The organism is Armatimonadota bacterium, from assembly GCA_035527535.1.
GTDB lineage: Bacteria > Armatimonadota > Hebobacteria.
In genome coordinates this window covers 1-21156 of the sequence record DATLAK010000097.1, presented here as the reverse complement: position 1 = coordinate 21156, position 21156 = coordinate 1, and the positions used below count along the sequence as shown (strand labels likewise).

General features: G+C 66.9%; 18 protein-coding genes, 1 tRNA gene and 1 other RNA gene. 15 read left to right on the top strand and 5 right to left on the bottom strand.

The window, feature by feature from the left end; genetic code table 11:
• The first annotated feature begins 27 nt into the window (after positions 1-27).
• From VM221_07040 to VM221_06990, 11 genes are all read left to right on the top strand, one after another.
• Positions 28-1602 (top strand): secretin and TonB N-terminal domain-containing protein, encoded by a 1575-nt coding sequence (locus VM221_07040; GenBank protein ID HUT74573.1) that lies wholly within the window; start codon positions 28-30, stop codon positions 1600-1602.
• A gap of 218 nt (positions 1603-1820) precedes the next feature.
• A complete protein-coding gene (locus VM221_07035; GenBank protein ID HUT74572.1) occupies positions 1821-3539 on the top strand; it encodes a GspE/PulE family protein in 1719 nt (572 codons plus the stop codon).
• Positions 3540-3562: 23 nt separating this feature from the next.
• Positions 3563-4645 (top strand): type IV pilus twitching motility protein PilT, encoded by a 1083-nt coding sequence (locus VM221_07030; GenBank protein HUT74571.1) that lies wholly within the window; start codon positions 3563-3565, stop codon positions 4643-4645.
• A 59-nt stretch (positions 4646-4704) separates the two neighbouring features.
• Positions 4705-5916, top strand: a complete 1212-nt coding sequence (locus VM221_07025; protein ID HUT74570.1) for a type II secretion system F family protein — start codon at positions 4705-4707, stop codon at positions 5914-5916.
• Between the two features lie 274 nt (positions 5917-6190).
• A complete protein-coding gene (locus VM221_07020) occupies positions 6191-7561 on the top strand; it encodes a sigma-70 family RNA polymerase sigma factor (GenBank protein HUT74569.1) in 1371 nt (456 codons plus the stop codon).
• A gap of 268 nt (positions 7562-7829) precedes the next feature.
• Positions 7830-8270: a prepilin-type N-terminal cleavage/methylation domain-containing protein gene (locus VM221_07015; GenBank protein ID HUT74568.1), complete on the top strand. Its 441-nt coding sequence runs from the start codon at positions 7830-7832 to the stop codon at positions 8268-8270.
• A 238-nt stretch (positions 8271-8508) separates the two neighbouring features.
• The gene (locus VM221_07010; protein ID HUT74567.1) at positions 8509-8985 is read left to right on the top strand and encodes a prepilin-type N-terminal cleavage/methylation domain-containing protein; all 477 of its coding nucleotides are present in this window, start codon (positions 8509-8511) and stop codon (positions 8983-8985) included.
• 23 nt (positions 8986-9008) lie between these two features.
• The gene (locus tag VM221_07005; GenBank protein ID HUT74566.1) at positions 9009-9665 is read left to right on the top strand and encodes a prepilin-type N-terminal cleavage/methylation domain-containing protein; all 657 of its coding nucleotides are present in this window, start codon (positions 9009-9011) and stop codon (positions 9663-9665) included.
• Between the two features lie 65 nt (positions 9666-9730).
• Entirely contained in the window at positions 9731-10864 is a 1134-nt protein-coding gene (locus VM221_07000) for a hypothetical protein (GenBank protein HUT74565.1), read from the top strand.
• 61 nt (positions 10865-10925) lie between these two features.
• Positions 10926-12743, top strand: a complete 1818-nt coding sequence (locus VM221_06995; protein ID HUT74564.1) for an ATPase, T2SS/T4P/T4SS family — start codon at positions 10926-10928, stop codon at positions 12741-12743.
• 69 nt (positions 12744-12812) lie between these two features.
• The gene (locus tag VM221_06990) at positions 12813-14390 is read left to right on the top strand and encodes a PilT/PilU family type 4a pilus ATPase (GenBank protein HUT74563.1); all 1578 of its coding nucleotides are present in this window, start codon (positions 12813-12815) and stop codon (positions 14388-14390) included.
• Positions 14391-14511: 121 nt separating this feature from the next.
• Here VM221_06990 and VM221_06985 read toward each other — a convergent pair whose 3' ends face one another.
• Genes VM221_06985 through VM221_06975 form a run of 3 tightly spaced genes read right to left on the bottom strand, consistent with a single transcriptional unit; the run spans position 14512 to position 15381 of the window.
• Entirely contained in the window at positions 14512-14766 is a 255-nt protein-coding gene (locus tag VM221_06985) for a hypothetical protein (protein ID HUT74562.1), read from the bottom strand.
• On the bottom strand, positions 14766-15014 hold the full coding sequence (locus VM221_06980; GenBank protein ID HUT74561.1) for a hypothetical protein: 249 nt from the start codon (positions 15012-15014) through the stop codon (positions 14766-14768). The genes VM221_06985 and VM221_06980 overlap by 1 nt, the downstream gene beginning before the upstream one ends.
• A gap of 55 nt (positions 15015-15069) precedes the next feature.
• The gene (locus VM221_06975) at positions 15070-15381 is read right to left on the bottom strand and encodes a hypothetical protein (GenBank protein ID HUT74560.1); all 312 of its coding nucleotides are present in this window, start codon (positions 15379-15381) and stop codon (positions 15070-15072) included.
• 305 nt (positions 15382-15686) lie between these two features.
• Here VM221_06975 and VM221_06970 point away from each other — a divergent pair.
• Positions 15687-15761: transfer RNA gene (locus VM221_06970), tRNA-Val, on the top strand.
• An 87-nt stretch (positions 15762-15848) separates the two neighbouring features.
• Here the strand turns inward: VM221_06970 and VM221_06965 are convergent.
• Positions 15849-17573, bottom strand: a complete 1725-nt coding sequence (locus VM221_06965) for a polysaccharide deacetylase family protein (protein ID HUT74559.1) — start codon at positions 17571-17573, stop codon at positions 15849-15851.
• A 242-nt stretch (positions 17574-17815) separates the two neighbouring features.
• Here VM221_06965 and VM221_06960 point away from each other — a divergent pair, with 242 nt between their 5' ends.
• Positions 17816-18454, top strand: a complete 639-nt coding sequence (locus VM221_06960) for a hypothetical protein (protein ID HUT74558.1) — start codon at positions 17816-17818, stop codon at positions 18452-18454.
• Between the two features lie 62 nt (positions 18455-18516).
• Here VM221_06960 and VM221_06955 read toward each other — a convergent pair whose 3' ends face one another.
• Positions 18517-19545 carry a stalk domain-containing protein gene (locus VM221_06955; GenBank protein HUT74557.1) on the bottom strand — a complete coding sequence of 343 codons (1029 nt, stop codon included), beginning with the start codon at positions 19543-19545 and terminating at the stop codon, positions 18517-18519.
• A gap of 144 nt (positions 19546-19689) precedes the next feature.
• Here VM221_06955 and smpB point away from each other — a divergent pair, with 144 nt between their 5' ends.
• Entirely contained in the window at positions 19690-20178 is a 489-nt protein-coding gene (gene smpB, locus VM221_06950; protein HUT74556.1) for an SsrA-binding protein SmpB, read from the top strand.
• Between the two features lie 325 nt (positions 20179-20503).
• Positions 20504-20854, top strand: a transfer-messenger RNA (tmRNA) gene (ssrA, locus tag VM221_06945).
• Positions 20855-21156 lie beyond the last annotated feature (302 nt).

The window sequence follows — 21156 nt, the reverse complement described above, 5'->3', positions numbered from 1 at the left end:
AGACGACAGTGCCAGGCTTGGCTATGTTTGGCCGTCGCCGTGATGCTGGTAGTGCCGTTCGCCGGTCCCAGCGGGGCCGCCCCGAGCGGCCCCCGCCTCAGCCTCGATTTCGTCGCCACCGACATGGTGGACGTGATCAAGGCGCTGTCCGCCCAAAGCGGGGCCAACATCGCCGCCAGCAGCAAAGTCTCGGGCCAGGTCACCGTGCGCCTGACCGACGTGACCGTGGAGGAGGCGCTCGCGGTCGTGACCAAGCTCAACGGCCTCGACTACGCGCTCATGGGCAACACCTATGTCGTGGGCACCCCCGACGAGGTTAAGGCGATGGTCGCCCAGCCGCCCGCGCCTGATGTGCCCATAACGCGGGTGGTCGCCCTCAAGTACCTGCCGGCGGCGGACGCCATCGCGCTGCTGGCCCAGGCTGAGCCCGAGCTCAAGGCGGCGGCCAGCCCGACCGGCGGACTCATCCTGACCGCGACGCCGCCGGTGCTCGATCGTTCGGCCGCCTTGCTGGCCGGGGTTGACGTCGCGCCCGCGGTGGGCGTGGCGGAACGCGCCATCTACACCGTGAGGTACGCGGATCCGATGGAGCTGATCGCCACCCTCAAGGCGGTCTTCCCCGATCTCACGATCACAGCCGCGCCGCGCTCCGCGACCCCGGTAGTGACGCCGGGCACCAGCGGCGGCGCGCTCGCAGGCGGGCTGGCGGCGCTGGCCGCGCCCCAGTTGTCCGCCACCGCCCAGACCCCAAGCTCCGGCACCGGCGCCGCCGGCGGCCCCGAGATGTCACCGGTGACCAAGCTCGTCTTGAGCGGCGGCCCGGCGACCCTGAGTCGGGCGCTGCAGATGTGCAAGGATCTCGACACCCAGTCCCAGCAGGTCAAGATCACCGCCACCATCACCGAGGTGCGCAGCGATGTCGAAAGCCGCCTGGGCATCAACTGGTCTGACCTTGCCGGTAAGGCGGGGATCGTCCTCGGCGAGAGCTCGCCCGCGGAAACGGATCCTGGCCTCGCCGCTGCCACCATCGCGCCCCACGACCTAAAGGTTGGCAAGATCGTGCGCTCCCACCTCAGCATCGCGGGCGCCATCAGCGCCCTGGTGACCGAGGGCAAGGCGCGCATCATGGCCAACCCCAGCATCATCCTGCTCGACGGCCGTCAGGCGACCATCCACGCCGGGGAGAAGATCTTCTACCCCCAGGTCATCGGCTATACGCCGCTGGGCGGCCAGATCGTCCAGGCGACCGAGATCAACATCGGCGTCACCCTCATGGTCAAGCCCAAGGTCGGCCCCGAGGGCGACATTACGCTGACGCTGGTGCCGACCATCAGCTCCATCACCAACAGCGTATTCGCGGGTTATCCGACCATTACCGAGCGCTCGATCGTAACCACGGTCTGCGTGCGCAGCGGCCAGACGCTGGCGATCGGCGGTCTGCTGCGCGACGACGAGACGATCACCATCAACAAGGTGCCGGTGTTGGGCGACATCCCGATTATCGGCGACCTGCTGTTCAAGTCCAAGGTCAAGCACCCGTTCCGCTCAGAGGTGGTGATCATTATCACCCCCGAGATCGTCAAGGACGAAGCTGGGGGTTAGCCACCCCCGCCGGCTGTGCCAGGACCTTCGGGGGTCGCGCGGGCTCGGCGCTCGACCCCCGTTTGCTCGCCGCGACCGGTGCGCGGGAGGCCTGCGGTGGCTAGGGCCTTGCCCGCCACGGCGGCCTTTGGCCTAGCCGCCGGCGCGGTTAGCCGCTCCGCAAGGCGGCAGGCGGCGGACGGCCAAGGAACCTGCGGGGCTTCAGGGTAAGCGACAGGATGGAATCACAGCACAGATTTGTGGCCGAACTGGTACGGGAGGTGGTGAATCTCACCGACGAGCAGCTACGCCAGGCGACGGAGATCCAGAGGGAGACCAAGGAGCCACTGCCCCACATCCTGGTCAACATGGGCCTGGTCAACGAGAAAGACAAGGCCAAGCTCCTGGGCAAGCAGTGGGGCATTCCGTTCGTTGACCTGGCGGAGAGGCAAGTTGACAAAGAGCTGACCAAGCTCATCCCGCGGCACCTGCTGGCGCGCCTGCGGGCGCTGCCGCTGGAGCAGAACGGGCGCAAGCTGGTGGTGGCGATGGTGAACCCGCTGGACATCTTCGCCATTGACCAATTGCGACTGGTGACGGGGCTGGAGATCGAGCCGGTGATCGCCGCCGAGGACGACCTCAACGGCGCGCTGAGCCAAGCGCAGGCGGTGAGCGAGGAGATCGGCGCGGCGATCAAGCAGGTGGCGGACGAGCTCCAGGGCGACGTCGGCGAGATCACCTTCGAGGATAAGTCGCAGGAAGAGGAGCTGACGGTAGATCAGCTCAAGGAGCTGACCGAGGACGCGCCGGTGGTGCGCCTGGTGAACCTGATCGTGCGCCAGGCGCTGCGGGACGCGGCCAGCGACATCCACATCCAGCCGGAGGCGAACCGGGTGCGGGTGCGCTATCGCATAGACGGGATTCTGCACGACAAGATGGTGGTGCCCAAGCAGGTGCAGCCGGCGCTGGTGTCGCGGGTCAAGGTGATGGCGGACATGGACATCGCGGAGAAGCGGGCGCCCCAGGACGGCCGCATTTCATTGCTGGTGAATAAGCGGGAGTACGATTTCCGCATCTCGACCTTCCCCGGGGTGTTCGGGGAGAAGGTGGTGATGCGCGTTCTCGACAAGCGCGGGGTGCAGGTCAACCTCAACAAGCTGGGCATCCCCGCCAGCATGATGGACGACTTCGACAACCTGATCAACCGCAGCTACGGCATCATCGTCGTCACCGGCCCCACCGGCAGCGGCAAGTCCACCACTCTCTACTCGGTGCTCAACAAGATCAATAGCCCCGAGAAGAACATCATGACCATCGAGGACCCGGTGGAGTATCAGCTCCCCGGGTTGACCCAAGGCCAGGTCAACGTGCGGGCCGGCGTCACCTTCGCCTTGGCGCTGCGGACGATGCTGCGTCAGGACCCGGACGTGCTGCTGGTGGGCGAGATGCGCGACGCCGAGACGGCGCTGATCGCGGTGGAGGCGGCGCTGACGGGGCACCTGGTGCTGTCCACGCTGCACACCAATGACGCGCCGAGCGCGGTGACGCGCATGTTGGAGATGGGGCTGGAGCCGTTCCTCATCGCGTCGTCGGTGATCGCGGTGCTGGCGCAGCGGTTGGTGCGGGTGATCTGCCCGCACTGCAAGGAGGCGTACACCCCGCCGGTGGACGCCTTTCGCCGTCTGAACCTGGCGATGGACCTGGATGCGGTTACCTTCTACCGCGGCCGCGGCTGCGAGCGCTGCATGCACAGCGGCTACCGCGGCCGCATCGGGGTCTTCGAGTTGATGGCGATCAACGACAGCATTCGCGAGCTGGTGCTGAAGAAGGCGGCGGCGCACACCGTCCGCCAGGAGGCGCTGGAATCGGGCATGATAACGCTGCGCCAGGACGCGATGCAGAAGATCCTGGAGGGCATCACCACCATGGAAGAAGCTTTGCGGGTGATCTACGCCTAAGATCGCGCGGAGGTGCGCTGACGATGCCGGCACTGATCGAGAACGTCATGATGCACGAGTTGCTCGAAGAGGCGACCAAACGCCGGGCCTCGGATATCCACATCACGGCCGGGATCCCGCCGCTGCTGCGGGTGGACGGGCGTTTGCAGCCGCTCGATTACGAGCCGCTATCGCCCAACGAGTGCCAGCGCCTGGTGTACGATATCCTGACCGATCGCCAGATTAGCGAATTCGAGAACCGCCACGAGCTCGATCTCTCTTACGGCGTGAGCAGCCTGGGGCGTTTTCGCGTCAACGTTTACATGCAGCGCGGGGCGGTCGGGGCGGCGCTGCGGCTGATCCCCAGCACCATCCCGGATACCGATCAACTCAACCTGCCGGCGGCGGTGCTCAACGAGTTGTCACAGCGCACGGCCGGTCTCATCCTAGTCACCGGCCCGACCGGCTGCGGCAAGTCCACCACCTTGGCCTGCATGATCAACTACATCAACCGCACGCGCGAGTGCCACATCATGACGCTCGAGGACCCCATCGAGTACCTGCACCGCCACCGCCGCGCCATGGTCAACCAGCGCGAGCTCGGCGCCGACACCTTCAACTTGACCGACGCGCTGCGCTCGGTGCTGCGCGAGGACCCGGATGTGGTGCTGGTCGGCGAGATGCGGGACCTGGACACCATCCAGGCGGCGCTCACCATCGCCGAGACCGGACACCTGGTGCTGGCGACGCTGCACACGCGCAACGCGCCGCAGGCGATTGACCGCGTGATTGACGTCTTTCCTCCGCACCAGCAAGAGCAGGTGCGGGTGCTGCTGGCCAACACCCTGGAGGCGATCGTCGCGCAGCAACTGCTGACCAAGTACGGCGGCCAGGGGCGGGTGCCGGCGGTGGAGATGCTGATCGTCAATTCCGCGGTGCGAAACCTCATCCGCGAGGGCAAGACGCACCAGATCTACTCGATGATGGAGACCGGCGCCGACCAAGGCATGGTGACCATGGACAAGGCGCTGGCCAACCTCTGCCGGCGCGGCCTGGTGTCCCATGACGAGGCGAGCTCACGGGCGATGGATGTTGACAACTTCAACCGTTGGATGCGGGGCATGTAGGCGGCCGCTTGCCGGCCGCCGGCGACCCCGGGGAGCGTACGAACGCACGGAGGGAGACAATGCCTGTCTTCAGATACAACGCGATGGACTCCATCGGCCGCACCACCACCGGCACGCTGGAGGCGGAGAACATGGATACGGTGCGCAACAAGCTCGCCGAACTGCGCTACCATGTCCTGAGCATCGCCGAGACGCGCCAGCGCCGCGGCTTCGTGGAGTGGTTCAACAGCCTGCAGCGGGTTAAGCTGCGCGAGCTGGTGCTGTTCAGTCGCCAGTTCGCGACCATGATCGACGCCGGGCTGAGCGTGGTCAAGTGCCTCGACATCCTGCAGCAGCAGTGCAAGGACCCCAAGCTCAAGGATGTCATCGGCCAGACCAAGCACGACGTCGCCTCGGGAGCCAGCCTCACCGACGCCATCGGCAAGCACCCGCGGGTGTTCTCCGGCCTCTACGTCAACATGATTCGCTCTGCCGAGGCGGGCGGCATTCTGGACAAGGTGCTCGACCGCCTCGCCACCTTCCTTGAGAAAGAGCAGGAGGTGCGCGGCAAGATCAAATCGGCGATGATGTATCCGTCGGTGGTGCTGCTGTTCGCCGGCTTCATGCTGCTGGCGCTGCTCCTGTTCGTGCTGCCCAAGTTCAAGACCATCTTCGAGAGCATGAACCTCAAGCTGCCGTTCGCCACGCGCGCGCTGCTGGGCTTATCCAGCTTCATGACCGACTACTGGTACGTGATGCTGGCGCTGGTGGTCGGGGGCATCGTCGCCTTCAACCTCTATGCCCGCACCGAGCGCGGCCACTACCAGGTTGATCTGATCAAGCTCAAGCTTCCGGTCGTCGGCGACCTCGCCATGAAGACCGCCATCTCGCGTTTCGCTCGCACCTTCGGCACCCTCATCGCCAGCGGCGTGCCGGTGCTGCGTGCGCTCGAGATCGTGGCCGAGACCGCAGGCAACGTGGTCATCGCGCAAACCATCGGCGAGACCCGCACCAGCGTCAAGGAAGGCGAGAAGATCTCGACGCCCCTGATGGGCAGCAAGATCTTCCCGGTGATGGTGGTGCAGATGATCGGCGTCGGCGAGGAGACCGGCCGTCTGGACTCGATGCTGGTCAAGGTCTCGGACTTCTACGACCAGGAAGTTGACGCCACGCTCAAGGGCTTGACCTCGCTCATCGAGCCGATCATGATCGTCGGCCTGGGGGCGATTGTGGGCTTCATCGCGGTCTCGGTGATCTCGCCCATCTACCAGCTGGTGGGCTCGATCCAATAGGCCGCCGATCTTGCTCGTGCGGCCCGCGTCTCATCGCCGGCGCGGGCGCCCGGTGCGCATGGCAATGGAACTGACTGCGACCACTCGCGCAGCAGGGAAAGCGCGAGCACGCAGAGAAGAGGCTAAGTCAATGGCGAAGACAGGTGGAGCGCTCAAGCCCACCCGCCGTAAAGCCACAGCGAAGACGCCGGTCGCCGACGCTCGCACGGCCGTTCGGGGGCCGGCCCCCGCCGCCGGGCGACGGCGCACCGACCGGAACCGGCGACAGCCGCCAATGATGGGTGCCCCTGAACGCGAAACCGACGGTTTGCAGCAGCTTTTCCGTCGCTACGCTGAGACCAAGGACCAGCGCCTGCGCGAGGATATCATCGCCCAGCATATCTACCTGGTGCAGGCGGTCGCGAAGAAGTTCGCCGGCATGAGCGAGCCCTATGAGGACCTGGTGCAGGAAGGCACTATGGGGCTGCTCAACGCGGTGGACATGTACGACGTCGAGCGGGGCATCAAGTTCTCCACCTACGCCACCCACCTCGTCACCGGCCACATCCGCCACTACCTGCGCGACCGCGGGCGCATCATCCGCCAGCCGGCGTGGGTGCAGGAGCTGAGCGGCAGGATCACCAAGACCTCCGACGCCCTGCGCCACGAGCTCAAGCGCGAGCCCACGGTGGAGGAGATCGCCCAGCGCCTCGACATGGAGCCGGCCGGAGTGGAGGAGATCCTGCGCGCCCGCGAGCGCGCGCGCGTCGCATCGTTGGACGCGCCCGCCGCGGGCGACGACGAGTACGCGGGCCCCGTGGTGGATATCGACAAGATCCGCAGCAGCCGCTACACAACCCTCCAGCTCCCCATCGAAGATAAGATCCTGCTCCAGGAGGCGACGCATAAGCTCAAGGAGTTGGAGCGCAAGGTCGTTCGCTACTTCTTCTACCACGACCTCAATCAGACCGAGATCGCGCGGCGCATGGGCATCTCCGTCAACTACGCCTCCTATCTCCTGCGGGGGGCCCTCAAAAAGCTGCGCGCCACCTTCGAGAGCCAATCGCGGATGCCGGTTGACTTCACCGAGGAGGTGCCGCCACCTCGCCCGGCCTCGGCTGCGGAAGCCAAGGGCGGGCACGGCGCGGACGCCTACGCGTCGCTCTCCGCCGCCGATTCCGCGACCGGGCTCGCCTGCGCCGCGTATTTCGACGAGCGCGTGCGCCAGGAGGTCGAGCGCTCCAAGCGCTACCCCCAGAGCTTCGCGGTGGTCGTGCTGGAGCTTCCGGAAGCTGCGGCCCGGCCGCCGCTGTGCGCGGCCCTAGCCGACGCCTTGCGCCATTCGGTGCGCCAGGTGGATGTGCTCGCGCGCTACGAGCGCACCTCCTTCGCGCTTCTGCTTCCGCATACCGGGCGCGAGGCGCGGGTGCTGAGTGAGCGCCTGGTGACAGCGGTGCCCAAGGCCGCAGCACAGCAGTGCAACGCGAGCGACCTCGGCGGCGACCCGTTGCGAGTCACGGTCGGCTACGCCGTCTATCCCACCGACGGACGCTCCGCCGAACATCTGATCGTAGGCGCCAGGCGCGCTGCCAAGGAAGCTGCCGCATCGGGCGACACCGCAGTGGTACGGTCGTCACCGCGGCGCCGTCGCCCCGCCACCGGGTAAGCTGCGTCTTCCCGACGGCGCCCCCATCAGTCGCAGAACCCCCTGCCGCCATGCGCGCTCACTGAGCGCACGAGATAATCGCCTACTACCGCGCCCCCGGCATACGCTTGCGAGCCGGCAAGCGAGCGCCCGCAACGAGGCATCTCAAAGCACGCAGGCATTGTGGAATAATTAAACCAGAGTTGGATGCTGAGACGTGGATTCCAGCATCCGGCTCCCAGGCACAGCTTGCCGAGAGTTGCTCCCCACAAGGAGGTGAGTGCGAGAGATGATGAGCAGAATGGTCAGGAAGAACAGCCGAGGTTTCACCTTGATCGAAATGCTGATCGTGATCGTCGTGATCAGCATTCTGGCGATGATCGTGATCCCGCGGCTGCTGGGTGCGGGTAGGAAGGCCAAGGAATCGGCCCTGCGCGGGGACTTGCAGCAGCTTCGCAACTCGATTCAGCAGTTCGAGGCCGACTGCGGTGACTACCCCGCTGCGCTAACACAGCTGATGACTGCTCCGGCCGCGGGCTCCACCGGCGGTGGCGGTATCGCCCTGGACGTCGGCGCCTGGAAGGGCCCGTACATGCGTACGCCTGACGGGAACCTGCCCAAGGACCCGTTCACCCAAGCCGCCGACTGGACCTACACGGCGGCCACCGGTGACGTCCACAGCGTCTCGACCTTGACCGCGCTCGATAGCACGTCGTACAGCGCGTGGTAAACTGACACCGAGACTGTGCGGGGGAATGGGCGGCCCGCCGCCGCCCTCCCCCCAACCAGTCGGATGGGGGACGCGAACCACCAAGGCCCAAAGGCACGCCGCGCCTCGTGACCCCGCCGCCCCGCAGTGCCTTTGCGCGTTGGCGGGAAGCCTCCCGCCCGCCGCCCGGACCGCCGCCCCGCCACAGGCGGGTAAGCCTCGACTGCCCTCGTGGTGACCGGACGAGGAGTGGACGCACATGGCCAACCACAGGTCTGCGCCGCGCCCGCAGGCGGCGCTCGGCTTCACCCTGATCGAGCTGCTGGTCACGGTGGTGTTACTGGCGATCGGGTTGGTGGCGCTCAGCTCGTTGTTCGTGGTCGGCATCATCTCCGACATGAAGGCCGAGCGCACCCAGGTCGCAACCAACCGCGTCCGCCAGGAGCTGGAGCGCCTGCGCAGCGCCGGCTACAGCGGCGCCCTCATCCACAGCGAGGTCTTCCGGGCCGCGGACGGCTACAGCATCGTCGAGCAAAACGCGGACCTCACCGGCTGCGTCTCCTTCAGCGAAGCTTCGTTGCCGGCGAACGCGGGCGCGGTGGACATTCGCTACTACGACTCCGGGGCCGGCATTTACCCCAACCTCAAGCGCGTCTCGGTGACCCTGTCGTGGGGCGGCGGACGGCGCACCCAGGGGGCGGTGCGCGCCACCACCCTGCTCGCCAACCGACCATGAGGAGCGCTGGAGATAGGACCGTCATGACATATCGCCAACGCGCGCGCCGCCGTGCCGCCTGCCAGGGCGGCTTCACCCTGCCCGAGGTGCTGACGGTGGCCGTCGTCTTTGCGATCATTGTCGTCTCGGTCTCGACCATCTACATGGCGGCGCTGCGCGCGTACCGGCGTGGCGAGCCCGCCAACTCGGCGGAGCGCAAGGCGTCGTGGGCGGTCGCCCGCATGATGCCCGACTTTCAGCAGGCGATCGCCGTCATCCCCGCCGCCCCGCCGAACGAGGCCACCGCAGTGGCGGTGCGCGTTCCGGACAAGGTGTGGAACGCCGCCGACCAGATTCACTATAACCACGTCGCTCTCACCGGCGGCGGCGATCTCCACTTGCTGCCCGGCGACTTCGTCTACTACTACCGCGGCAATGACGCCGGCGCCATGGACGCAGCCGGCGCCAACCTCTGGCGCGCGGTGACGCACGCCGACGGCAGCGCCGGCAAGAAGATTCTGATCGCCGATAACCTGATTGATAACCCTGCGCAAGGCGGTTCACCCAAGCCGATGTTTATCTACTGGCCGGATGTCGTACGACTGCGGTCGGTGGAAATCACGGTGACGGTGCGGGAGCGTGCCGGCGCCGAGGTCGCCGACTCGACGATGGTGAGCGAAGTATGCTTGCGCAATCATTAGCGACGATAGCTGTGCCGCCTCAGCCATCTCTCGCTGAGTCTCCGAAGGAGATGAGGTCAAAGGCGATGGGTAGCAAACTCAACCGGCTGCGCGGCGAGCGCGGCGCGACCTTTGTCATGGCCATCGTCGGCCTGGTGGTGATGCTGATTCTGGGCACCTCCTTCGTCGGCCGCACCATCAACGCCCTCTATCACGCCAAGAACGCGCGCAACGACCTAGCCGCCTTGCAGTTGGCGGAGTCGGGCGTGGACATGGTCATCTGCATGTTATACGAAGACTACGGCAACATCTCCACCCAGTTGCAGGGCTCGGGGCAATACGACGCCACCTTCAGCTTGCCCCGCGGCACTTGTGATGTGCGGGTGTGGTCGCCCTACGACGGCGTCGCGGACACCTTGCTCATCCGCAGCACCGGCGTCACCGACACCAACGCCGACGCCCAGGTGCGGGTCATCGCGCAGTCCATGACCGACGTCACCCGCGTCTTCCGCGGCGCCATCTTCTCCGACAGCCCCTTGACCCTCAACGGCGCGGGCTCGGTGCTGCCCGACGCCGACGGCAACGGCGGCGACATCTACGCCAACGGCGACATCACCTTCAACGGTACCTCCTTCACCATGTCCAACACCGCCCACCTTTACACCACCGGCGCCACCAACTGGGTGCCGCCCCAGGTTCCGGGCACCAACGTGTACCGCGGCATCGCCCCGATCCCCATGCCCGTCATTGACCTGGAGTGGTACCGCACTCACGCCACCACCATCGTCAACGGCAACCTCAACCTCAACGGCGGGGACTTCAACCTCGACGGCATCACCTACGTCACCGGCGACGTCAAGCTCGCCGGCAGCTACCGCGGACGCGGGATCATCGTCGCCGCCGGCAAGATCCGCATCACCGGCAACGTCAGCGCCGTCACCGGCGAGGCGGGGGCGCAGGACTACGCGCTGGTGCTGATGAGCCCGCGCGCGGTCACCATCAGCGGCAACACCACGGTCGAGGGCCTGGTCTACGCGCACAATGTGGACGCCCAGATCACCCTTAGCGGCAACCCCTGCATCAAGGGGGCAATCTGCGCCGACGTGGTGACTACCAACGGCTCGATCACCGTCGAGTATGACGACGTGTGGAGCGGCCTGCCCCTGCCGGGCCGCGACAAGACCCAATACCAACAGGTGTCTTGGCAGCGCGTGGACTGAGGCGGGGCGCGGGGGCCGGGCTCGACGCCCTCGGCGCGCGACCGGGCCAGGAGTGAAAACCATGACCTCGCAAAAAGACGAACCGTCGTTGACCCCGCCGGCCGACTTCACGGTGCAGCCGCTGCCCGCCGACGACGACGTCGTGACCGGCGGGCTCTCGTCGGAGGTGCGCAAGAAGCTGGCGAATCAGCGCCTGGGTGACATCCTGCTCGCCGCCCAGCTCATCGACCAGGAGCAACTGGCGCGCGCGCTCGAGCTGCAGCCCAAGTGCCGCAAGAAGCTGGGCCAGATTCTAATCGAGATGGGGGCGGTGAGCGCGGAGGCGCTGAGCTTCGCCCTCTCGCTGCAGCTCGGTTTGCCTCACGTCGCGCTCGAGGACCTGAGCGTGGATCCGACCGTCTTGCGCGCCATTCCGGAGGAGCTCGCGCGGCGCTACGGGGTTTTTCCCATTCGTCGCGAGCAGAACGTGATCACGCTCGCCATTTCCGATCCCTTCGACATCGAAGCGGTGGATCGCATTCGCGCCGCCACCGGCTTGGTGGTTCGCGAAGTGATCGCTCCCAGCGACGCCATCAACAAGGCGATCGAGGCCCACTACGGTTCGAGCCAGCTCAGCAACATCGTGGAGCGCATCTCGGCCGAGACCACCTCCTACGCCACGGTCGAGCAGGAGTTCCACGACCTGCAGAACCTGAGCTCCGAGACCTCCATCGTCACCTTCGTCAACCGCTTTCTGTCGCAGGCGATCGAGCACAAGGCGAGCGACATCCACATCGTCCCCGAGCCCAATCGCGTCCAGCTCTACTACCGGATTGACGGCGTGCTGCAGCACCAGGTGGACATCTCGCGCGAGGCGCTGGCGGCGTTGGTCTCGCGCATCAAGATCCTGGGCGACATGGACATCACCGAGCACCGTCTGCCCCAAGACGGTCGCGCGCGCCTCAAGGCCGGCAACCGCTTATGCGACCTGCGCATCTCGACCATCCCCACCGTCACCGGCGAGAGCGTCGCCATCCGCGTGCTCGACAAGTCCATGTCGGTGCAGCGGTTGGACGCGCTCGGTTTTACCGCCGCCGACCTCGAGGCCTACCGCGCGGTGATGAAGAAGCCCCACGGCATGGTGCTGGTGACCGGCCCCACCGGCGCCGGGAAGTCAACCACCCTCTACGCGACCCTGCTCGAGCTCAAGGAGGAGGTGCCGCGCCAACACATCATCACGGTCGAGGATCCGGTCGAGTACGAAACCTCCCAGATCAACCAGATCCAGGTCAAGCCCAAGATCGGCTTCACCTTCGCCAGCGCCCTGCGCTACATCGTGCGCCACGACCCCGACATCATCATGGTGGGCGAGATCCGCGACGCCGAGACCGCCAAGCTGGGCGTGCAGGCGGCGCTGACCGGACACCGCGTGTTGAGCTCCTTCCACACCAATGACGCGGCGGGCGCCCTCACGCGGTTGATTGACATGGAGATCGAGCCCTACCTGGTGGCGTCATCCGTGCTGGCAGTGCTGGCGCAGCGGCTGGTGCGTCGCGTGTGCACGCACTGCCGGGAAGCGTTCGAGCCCGCGCCGGCGGTGGCGCGCACCTTCAGCGCCAACGGCGCCCCGGTCGAGACGCTGTACCGGGGCCGCGGCTGCCGGCGCTGCACCGACACCGGCTACAGCGGACGGGTCGCGGTCTATGAAATGCTGGTGGTCAACGAGCCCATCCGCCACCTGGTGCTTGCGCGCGAGTCGAGCAGCGCCGTCAAGCAGGCCGCCGTCGAGGCGGGCATGATTCCCATGGCCGACAACCTGGCGGCGAAGGTGCGGGAGGGCATGACCACCCCCCAGGAGGCCTTGCGCCTCGGCCTCATCGGCGACGGCGACGACATCTGACGCGATCGCCGGCGGCGTCTGACCGCGCGTTTCGACGCGCAATCATCGCGATCGAGGGAGCTTCTTCTCATGGCCGAGCTGGAGACGTCGCGGCAACCCGCGTACCTGCGCCTGGCGGAGATGGTGGTGGCGCACGGCCTCGTGGATCCCGCCACCGTTGACACCGCCATCGCCCGCCACCGAGACACCGGCAAGTGGTTGGGCGGCGTTCTGGTGGAGGCGGGCGCGCTGTCCGCGCCTCAACTCGTCACCTGCCTGGCGCGCGCGCTGGGTATCCAGCCGGTTGACATGGCCTCCTACCCGATTGACCTGGAGGCCGCCAAGCTGGCGGACGCGGAGCTGTGCCGCCAGTTGCTGGTGCTGCCGCTGTCGCGCTCCGACAACATCCTCTACGTGGCCATGGTCAACCCTCTCGATCGCGACGCCATCGCCCACCTGCAGAATGCCACCGGCATGCGCTTGGAGCTGATGGTGGCGACCGAGCGCGAGCTGCTGGAGGCGGTTGATCGCGTCTATGCCAAGGCCGGGCGCGAGCGCCCGCGGGGCTCCACCGCCCCCACCCCCGCTGACGGGGAACCGCTGGAGCCACTGCACATTGACGAACTTCTGGAGATGCTGATGGAGCGCCGCGGCTCGGACCTGCACCTGTGCGTGGGCAGCCCGCCGGTATTGCGGGTTGACGGCGACCTGCAGCCGCTCAGCTACGCCGAGGTCACGCCCACCAAGATCCAGGAACTGATCTACGCCATCCTCACCGATGAGCGCGTCATCGAGTTCGAGACCCACTACGAGCTCGACTTCGCCTACAGCGTGGCGGGGCTGTCGCGTTTCCGCGTCAACGTGCACAAGCAGCGGGGCTCGATGGGGGCGGTGCTGCGCGCGATCCCGATGCAGCCACCGACGCTGGAGCAGCTCAAGATGCCGCCGGTGCTCAAGACCATGAGCATGCGCCCGCGCGGCCTCATCCTCGTCACCGGGCCCACCGGCAGCGGCAAGTCAACCACGCTCGCCGCCATGATTGACGAGATCAACCGCCATCGCCGCTGCCATGTCGTCACCATCGAGGACCCGATCGAGTTCCTGCACCGCAATAAGCGCAGCATCATTATCCAGCGCGAGGTCGGCGCCGACACCAAGTCCTTTGCCGCCGCGCTGCGTCACGTCCTGCGCCAGGACCCCGACGTCATCCTCATCGGCGAGATGCGCGACCTCGAAACCATCGCCGCCGCCGTCACCGCCGCCGAGACCGGCCACCTGGTGCTCGCCACCCTGCACACCACCAGCGCCGCGCAGACGGTGGATCGCGTCATTGACGTCTTCCCCCCTCACCAGCAGGAGCAGATCAGGATGCAACTGTCCACCGTGCTCGAGGGCATTCTCTGCCAGACCCTGCTCCCGCGTGCCGACGGCATCGGCCGCGCCTGCGCCCAGGAGGTGCTGGTCGCCACCGGCGCCGTCCGCAACCTCATCCGCGAGGGCAAGACCCACCAGATGTCATCCATCCTCCAGTCCGGCGGGCAGTTTGGGATGCAGACCCTGGACCAGTCCCTCAAGGCCCTGGTCAACTCCAAGCAGGTGCGCCCCGACGTCGCTGCCGCCGTCGCCCAAGACCCCGAGGAGTTCAGGAACCTCCTCAACATGCACTAGACCCGCCCAGCGCGCGCCACAGTGCCCCGCCGGCTCACGCCGGCCGCGGTTCAGCGTCGGGCGTCCGCTCAACGGGCAGCGTCTCACCGCCGTCGCCCCGCCCCCGTCACCTGGGTACGAATCACCCGCTGATCACAGTCAGCGAGTGGGCCGCAAAGGTGTATCTCGTCGGCCATGAATCGAGTGCCTGCTCCGTCACGACCACCCGCGGCTGGTGCGGTTCGTTCCTCGCAAACCAGTGCTCCGCGTTCATCTCCCGGGCGGTGCAGCTACCGGCCGGCGGCACGCTCAACGCCAGGTCGGCCGTGACGAGAGGGTAGATATGGGGGCTCACCTCGCCGATGCCGCGGTCGAGGTCAATCCCAATCATCGCCATTAGCCACTCCTTGAAGCCCCCACTTTGTCCTCCCACCAGCGGCGGAAACTCACGACATCGCGAATGCCGTGATGCAGCACCGCATCGTAAATGTGCACGGAGAGCATCGTCTTGCGGTACTCGCTGTCGTGACAGACGGACTCCTTTATCGCCAGAACGTAAGACCGCGCATCATCTACCAGAAGGCGGCGCCATTCATCACTCCGCGCCGTGCCGATCGCGAACACACTGGAGTGGGCGCTCCACATGTCGAGCTTCCAGATCTCAGGGCCGCCAGTATCTACTGGCTCGTTCCGGCGAGGGTCAAGGGCCCGGGCGGAATCGAGCAGCCTCAGGCATGCTCTGGTGATAGAAATCCTCGAACTGCAGGCGCAGGCACCATCCCGTGGCCGCCAAGCGCGTCCCCAAGTCCCATTTGACCCCAGGCTGAGGTTGGTCCTCGGGACACTCGAAATCCAGATCGCGCCAGGTCATGGTGTGCATGACGTAGCTGCCCACCGGCTGGTAGCCGCATTCCGCCAGGATCGCGCCAATGCCGGAGGCGGCGAGCATCTGGTCGGCCTCAGCGCGCAGCGTCCCGTCCAACGCGAATAGCCGCGGAGCATCAGGGTGCACAAGCGCCCTCCAAGACGGCTGTCGTTTGCCCAAAGGGGATAACCGGCTTCCACGAGCAGCGCGCGCAACCTTCCGGGGATAGTCGCAGGCGCGACTCCGACGCCGCGGCTCGGGTGTCACCTCGGCAAGCGAATCTGACGGTCACCCGGTCCGCGCGCCCACGCGACCAAGCTTCGCGCTGCGCAGTCAAGAATCCTGGCAGCGACGATCCAACCGCCTGCAACCGGGTGACCCGCGGTCCCATCCGCGGGGAATGAATGCGTTGACGCCACCCGGGTTCGCGTGTAGAATAGCCTTGCACGGGTGGGCGAGTAGCTCAGTGGGAGAGCGCATGCTTCACACGCATGAGGTCGCAGGTTCGAACCCCGCCTCGCCCACCATTCGACGCGCCCGTCACTTCGCTCCGGCCTTGCTCATGGCGGGCCACCGCCGGAATCCGAACAAGGATGTATTGGCTGCTTGCGCGCTCATCTCCCCAGCGCCTCGGACAGCGTACGCAACGAGTATCCCCGCTTCTTCAGCGCCGCCAGCAGCCCCGGCAGGATATTCATCGTTTCGTCGGGGCCGTTGTGCAGGAGCACGATGGCGCCGGGCCTGATGTCCGCCAGCAGCCTTTGCAGGCCGCGCTCGGTTGATACGCCCGCGCATACGCCGACGTCCGCGGACCACATGACGGTGGTGTAGCCGACCTGCGCCGCCGCCGCGCGCACCTGCGCGTTGTGCCTGCCCCCCGGCGGCCGGAACAGGCGCGGGCGCTTGCCGATGACATCCTGCACAACGACCTGCGTGCGCAGCAACTCCTGTTGGAGCTCGGCGGTGGTCTTGGTTGTCATGTCATCGTGCGAGTACGAATGATTGGCGATCTCGTGTCCGCCCGCCGCGATGACGCGCAGCAGCTCGGGATGCGCGCGCGCCTGCGTACCGACGACGAAGAAGGTGGCATGCACCCCGGCATCTCGCAGCAGGTCCAGTATCTGCCCCGTAAACATGGGATGCGGCCCGTCGTCGAAGGTCAGGCAAACCCACCGCCGCGGCACCTCCTGTATCGCGCGCGCCGAGCTGGTGCGCCCCGTGGCGGCGCACAGCTCCACCAGCCGCTGGCGCGCATCGGCGAAGCCGGCATCCAGCGCCACCGCGCGTTCGTAGCTGTGGAGCGCCGCCGGCCGATTGCCCGTGGCCGCATATGCGCCCGCGAGCCAGTAGTGGACATGCACGCGGTTGGGCATCGGCGTCAAGGCCGCCTGCAGCCCCGCCAGCGCCGCCGCGTACTCGTCGTCGTCGTATAGATTCCGCGGCGGGACCTCCGCCGGCAGCCACAGCACCGTTCCCCCACGCCCGAGCAGCATGCCGCCGGACCACGCTTCCGCCACCACCCCGTGCGGCCCTGGAGCGAGCTTGCGGGGAAGCGTGAATTCGTGCGGAGGCGTGTTGCTCATCCCCAGTGTCACGCCATCCACCCTGAGGAGCAGGTGGTCGGGGCTGCCGTCGCCCAGCCAGGTCATCATCGCGCGGCGCGGGGATGCTTCCTTGATGTCAACTCGTATCAGGTCCTTCTCGGCCCCGGGCCGGCCCCGGTTCGGCAACGCCAGCCCGGTGAGCGGCGCCGCATAGGGCGAGCCGGGACACGCCGTGACCGCCTTGCGCAAGCGCGCGATGCCCTCCCCTGCCGCCAGCGTGCGACCCAGCACTGCCATGGCAAGCGCGTCCGTCGGATAGCATTTCAGGGCGGCTTCCGCGCGGCCGCGCGCGGCGGCCTTCTCCCCTGCAGCCAGGTCCGCGTAGGCCAGGGTGGGCAGCACCCAGGTGAGCCCCTCCCTCGCCAGCCGGGCCAGTTGCTCGCGCCCCGCCCGGACCTGTCCGCGCTGAAGCAGGCACACGGCGCGGCCAAAGCGCGCCACCGGAACTGCAGTCTGCGCCTGCGGCGACCCGGCGGCCGCCAGCTCCACCGCCTTCTCAAATCGCGACAACGCGCCTTCAATTCGCCCCTGCGCCAGCCCCGGCGCACCCAGGCCGATCCACGCCAGCGGATCCACATAGTCGTCGCTATTGGCGGCGCCGAACTCCTGCCCCGCCTGGCGGCCGAGGTCGCGGCGCAGAAGGTCCGTCCCCTGGTGCACGTGACCCAGGTAGTCGGCGGCGGCGAAAACGCCGGTGCTGCCGCCGAGCAGCAACGCCATCAGCGCCAAGCCCATTCGCATTCGGGGAAACAATGGGAGCCAACTCATAGCGCGAGTTTCACCGTCCGCTGAGCGCGGTCGCCGCCATCACACAATCCGCGGCCTGTAGGTAGTATTATACGTGAGGCAACGCCTGACCTCCCTGCACGCGGCGCTAGGCGGATGGCAGAATCGTGACACATTCCCGACAGGATGGCGCTGCAGTGGCGCGGAAACCGCCGGTAATGTGGGGACGATAGCCCCAGGGAGGGACCGACATGAGTACGGAGCTAAAGCCGGGCGCTCTGGCAGGCCTCGAGGAACGCCACGCGGAGGCGCTCAGGCAAGCCGGGGTGGACACGGTGGAGAAGCTGGCGGAGATGGAGCCCGAGACGACGGCGAGCCGAACGGGGCTGTCGGCCGACGACCTGCGGCGGTTCAAGGCGCAGGCGACGGCGTTGACGCACCCGGCCCCGGCCCCGGCGCCCGCCGCTCCCCGACGCTCCCTGACTACCGCGTGGGTGATGCTGGCGCTGGTCATCATCACCGTGATTGCGGTGCTGTACGCGGGGCGGGTGCGAGCGGGCGCGCGCGCGCAGTTGGCCGACCAAGAGCAGAAGCTCGCGGTCGCAACCGCGCGCACCGCCGAGATTGCTCAAGCGCACGTCAACGCCGCGGCATCGAATCTCGCCCGCGGCAACTGGGGCCTCGCGCAGCAGAACCTGGATGAGGCGGGACGAGAGGTGACATTCCTGGAGGAGATCGCTCCGCGCAGGTTCGCGGGCACCATGCGTCAGGTCCGGTCCAGCCTGGGGCGAGCCCAGGACACGGTAAGCGCCAAGGACCGGGCGGCGCCGGAACGCGTGGGCGACCTCAACGACGCTCTGGCTGAGGTCGCCGCCGCCAAGGGGGGATGAGTCCGCGTCGCGGGGTGCAGCAGCGCTCACACCGCGCGTGAGTCAGATCCCCCGCCCCGGGGCTAACGCCTACCCAGCATGGTCACCTGCACCGGCGCCTCGACGCTGCACAGGCGCACCGTGCGCGAATCGGGGGACCACACTACCTGCAGCCCCATCGGCTCGCAGGCGCCGCGCAGCGGCACTACTGTGCGCCCGTCGGTCAGCACTGGCGCACCAGTCAACTCGATCGCGCGACCATCGAACGTCGCGGCTAGGCTGCCGATGGTTACGCGCAGCTCGGCGCCGGCCCGCCTGGCGATGGCCTGCTTGGCCGCGCCGATCCAGTCCACCCTGCCGCCGGATTGCTCGATCACCGTCCGCAGCGCCCCGTAGGTTCGCCCGTTGGTGATCGCGAGGGCCACGTCGAACTCGAGCTCGCGCCCATCCAGGATGACCGTCAGTCGCGGTGATACCGCGTCCTGGGGTCGCACGCGGAGGGTCGGCTGTTCCGCTAGCACGGAGGCGGCGGCCTGGCTCGGAGCGGGTGTGGGCGGAGCGGGCGCGCGCTCTGCCACGCCGGCCGCGACCGGCGCCGGCCCCCGCATGAGCATGGGCAGCAAAACCTTCGGTTGGCTGTCGCTGGGCGCGGGCGCGACCGGCCGGATTCCCGCGGCGGATGTGATTGGCGGGTGCGGCGCGGCGGAGGGCGGGCGCTGCACCGTCGCCACCGGCGCAAGCGGCGCCCTCTCGTTGGCAACCCGTATCGTCACCGGGGACGACCGCGCCACCAGCCCGGCGCGGCCATATACCTCTACCGCCAACGCGTGAGCGCCATCGAGCAGCTTGGTCGTATCCAAGTCGTAGGCGTACGGCTGGCTATTGGTCGAGTGGGGCCGCCTATCATCCACGCAGAAGATCAGGTACGAGGGGTCATCCACGCGGGTTTGCGCGCTGACCCGCACGCGACCCTTTACCTGCTCGCCGTCCCTGGGCGCGGTGATGCGCACGAGGTCAGCGCCGGCGGCCGTCAGCACCTGCAACGCGAATACCCACACGAGCGCGAGCGCGATTCGGGCCAGAGTGGCCTTGCGGATTCCGAGGAGTTTCATCTGCGCCTCTTCCTCCTTTGCCCGCAGGGGCACGTTTTCACCAGAGGTCGCTTGACAGCAAACGCCTGTTGCGGTATAGTGACTGTGTCCTGAACGAAGTCAAGAATACAGTCTTGCTCGACGAGGTGCTTTGCCGCGCTCGGCATGACAGTGAGCAACTTGGCAGACATCAAGGTCATCGCGGTCAACCGCAGGGCCCGGCACGACTACGCGATTGAAGATACATTCGAGGCCGGGCTCGTCTTAACCGGCGGCGAGATCAAGTCGGTGCGCGCGGGGCGAGTCGCCCTCAGCGACTCCTACGCGCGGCCGGAACGCGAGGAGCTATGGCTCGAGGGCGTGCATATCGCGCCCTATGGACCCGCGAGCTACGATAATCTCGATCCCAAGCGCAGGCGCAAGCTGCTGCTCCACCGGCGCGAGATCAGCCGGCTCATGAGCCGGACGCAGGAGAAGGGGTTCACCCTCATCCCGCTGCGGCTCTACCTGAGGCGCGGTTACGCCAAGGTGGAGTTGGGCCTGGCCCGCGGCAAGCGCCAGTACGACAAGCGGCGCGCCATCGCCGAGCGTGATATTGAACGCGATAAGGAACGCGAGCTCAGCAGCCGCAAGCGCGGCCGCGAGCCCTCCTGAAGGGCTTATACCACATATAGCCGGAAGTATTAGACGGCGAAAACCGTTTCACCGCGGAGAACGCCGAGAGCGCAGAGAGGGACTACAAACTAGAATTGAACCACGAAGACACAAAGACACCAGGCGGGAGTTGGGCGTGACATGCAGGGGACGATCTCCTGATCGTCCCGCCCGCAGGCCGGGACCGAGCCCGGCTCCTACGAAGCGGCACGTTCCGCGCGAACGAAATCGCCCGCCCAGCTTCCCTCTTCGTGCCTTGGCGCCTTAGTGGTTGTATGTCTATCTGTGAAATCTGCGGCATCTGTGGATAACCTCCACACGGAAAGGGGGCGAAAGGTCTCGACGGGGAGCGAGGAATCGTCGGTTGCGAGCCGAGGCGCATGAACCTCGTTAAAACGTGCAACCCTATAACTGCCGAAGCTTACACTCCGGCTTACGCTACCGCCTAAGGTAGCGACGTCCTCTCCGTCTCGCTGATCGGGCGGACTTGGGCGACAACCAGATCGGCTTACCGCGCCTCTGAGGTTCGTAGGGGGCAGGGACACAGCACGAGCTAGCGACCGGCAAGCCTGCCTGCGGGCTCGGCCGGAAGTGACAAACTAAACGCAGGAAACGCTCGTAGTAGCCGACGGGGACTTCTCTTCGGACGTGGGTTCGATTCCCACCGCCTCCACCACTTCTGTTTATCGAAACATTCTCTGTCGCAGAGAACCCGCCTCACCGAGAGGCGGGTTTTGGCGTGTAATAGGCTCATTCTCGCCTCTTTCGGCTTCGCAGACCTTCGGACGGATCACCCCTTTTTCGACCCCTTCGAACGCCCAAAACGACCCTTCCGGCTGTCAGCAGTCGCGCTAGAGTGTACCGGGCATAGTCGCCCCATGTGTACCACGTGATCGCCGGGGGTGGGTACCACCCATGATCGGGGGTGGGTACCACCCGGCGAGCAGCATCTGGGTCGTTGCCACGGGGAATTCCCTC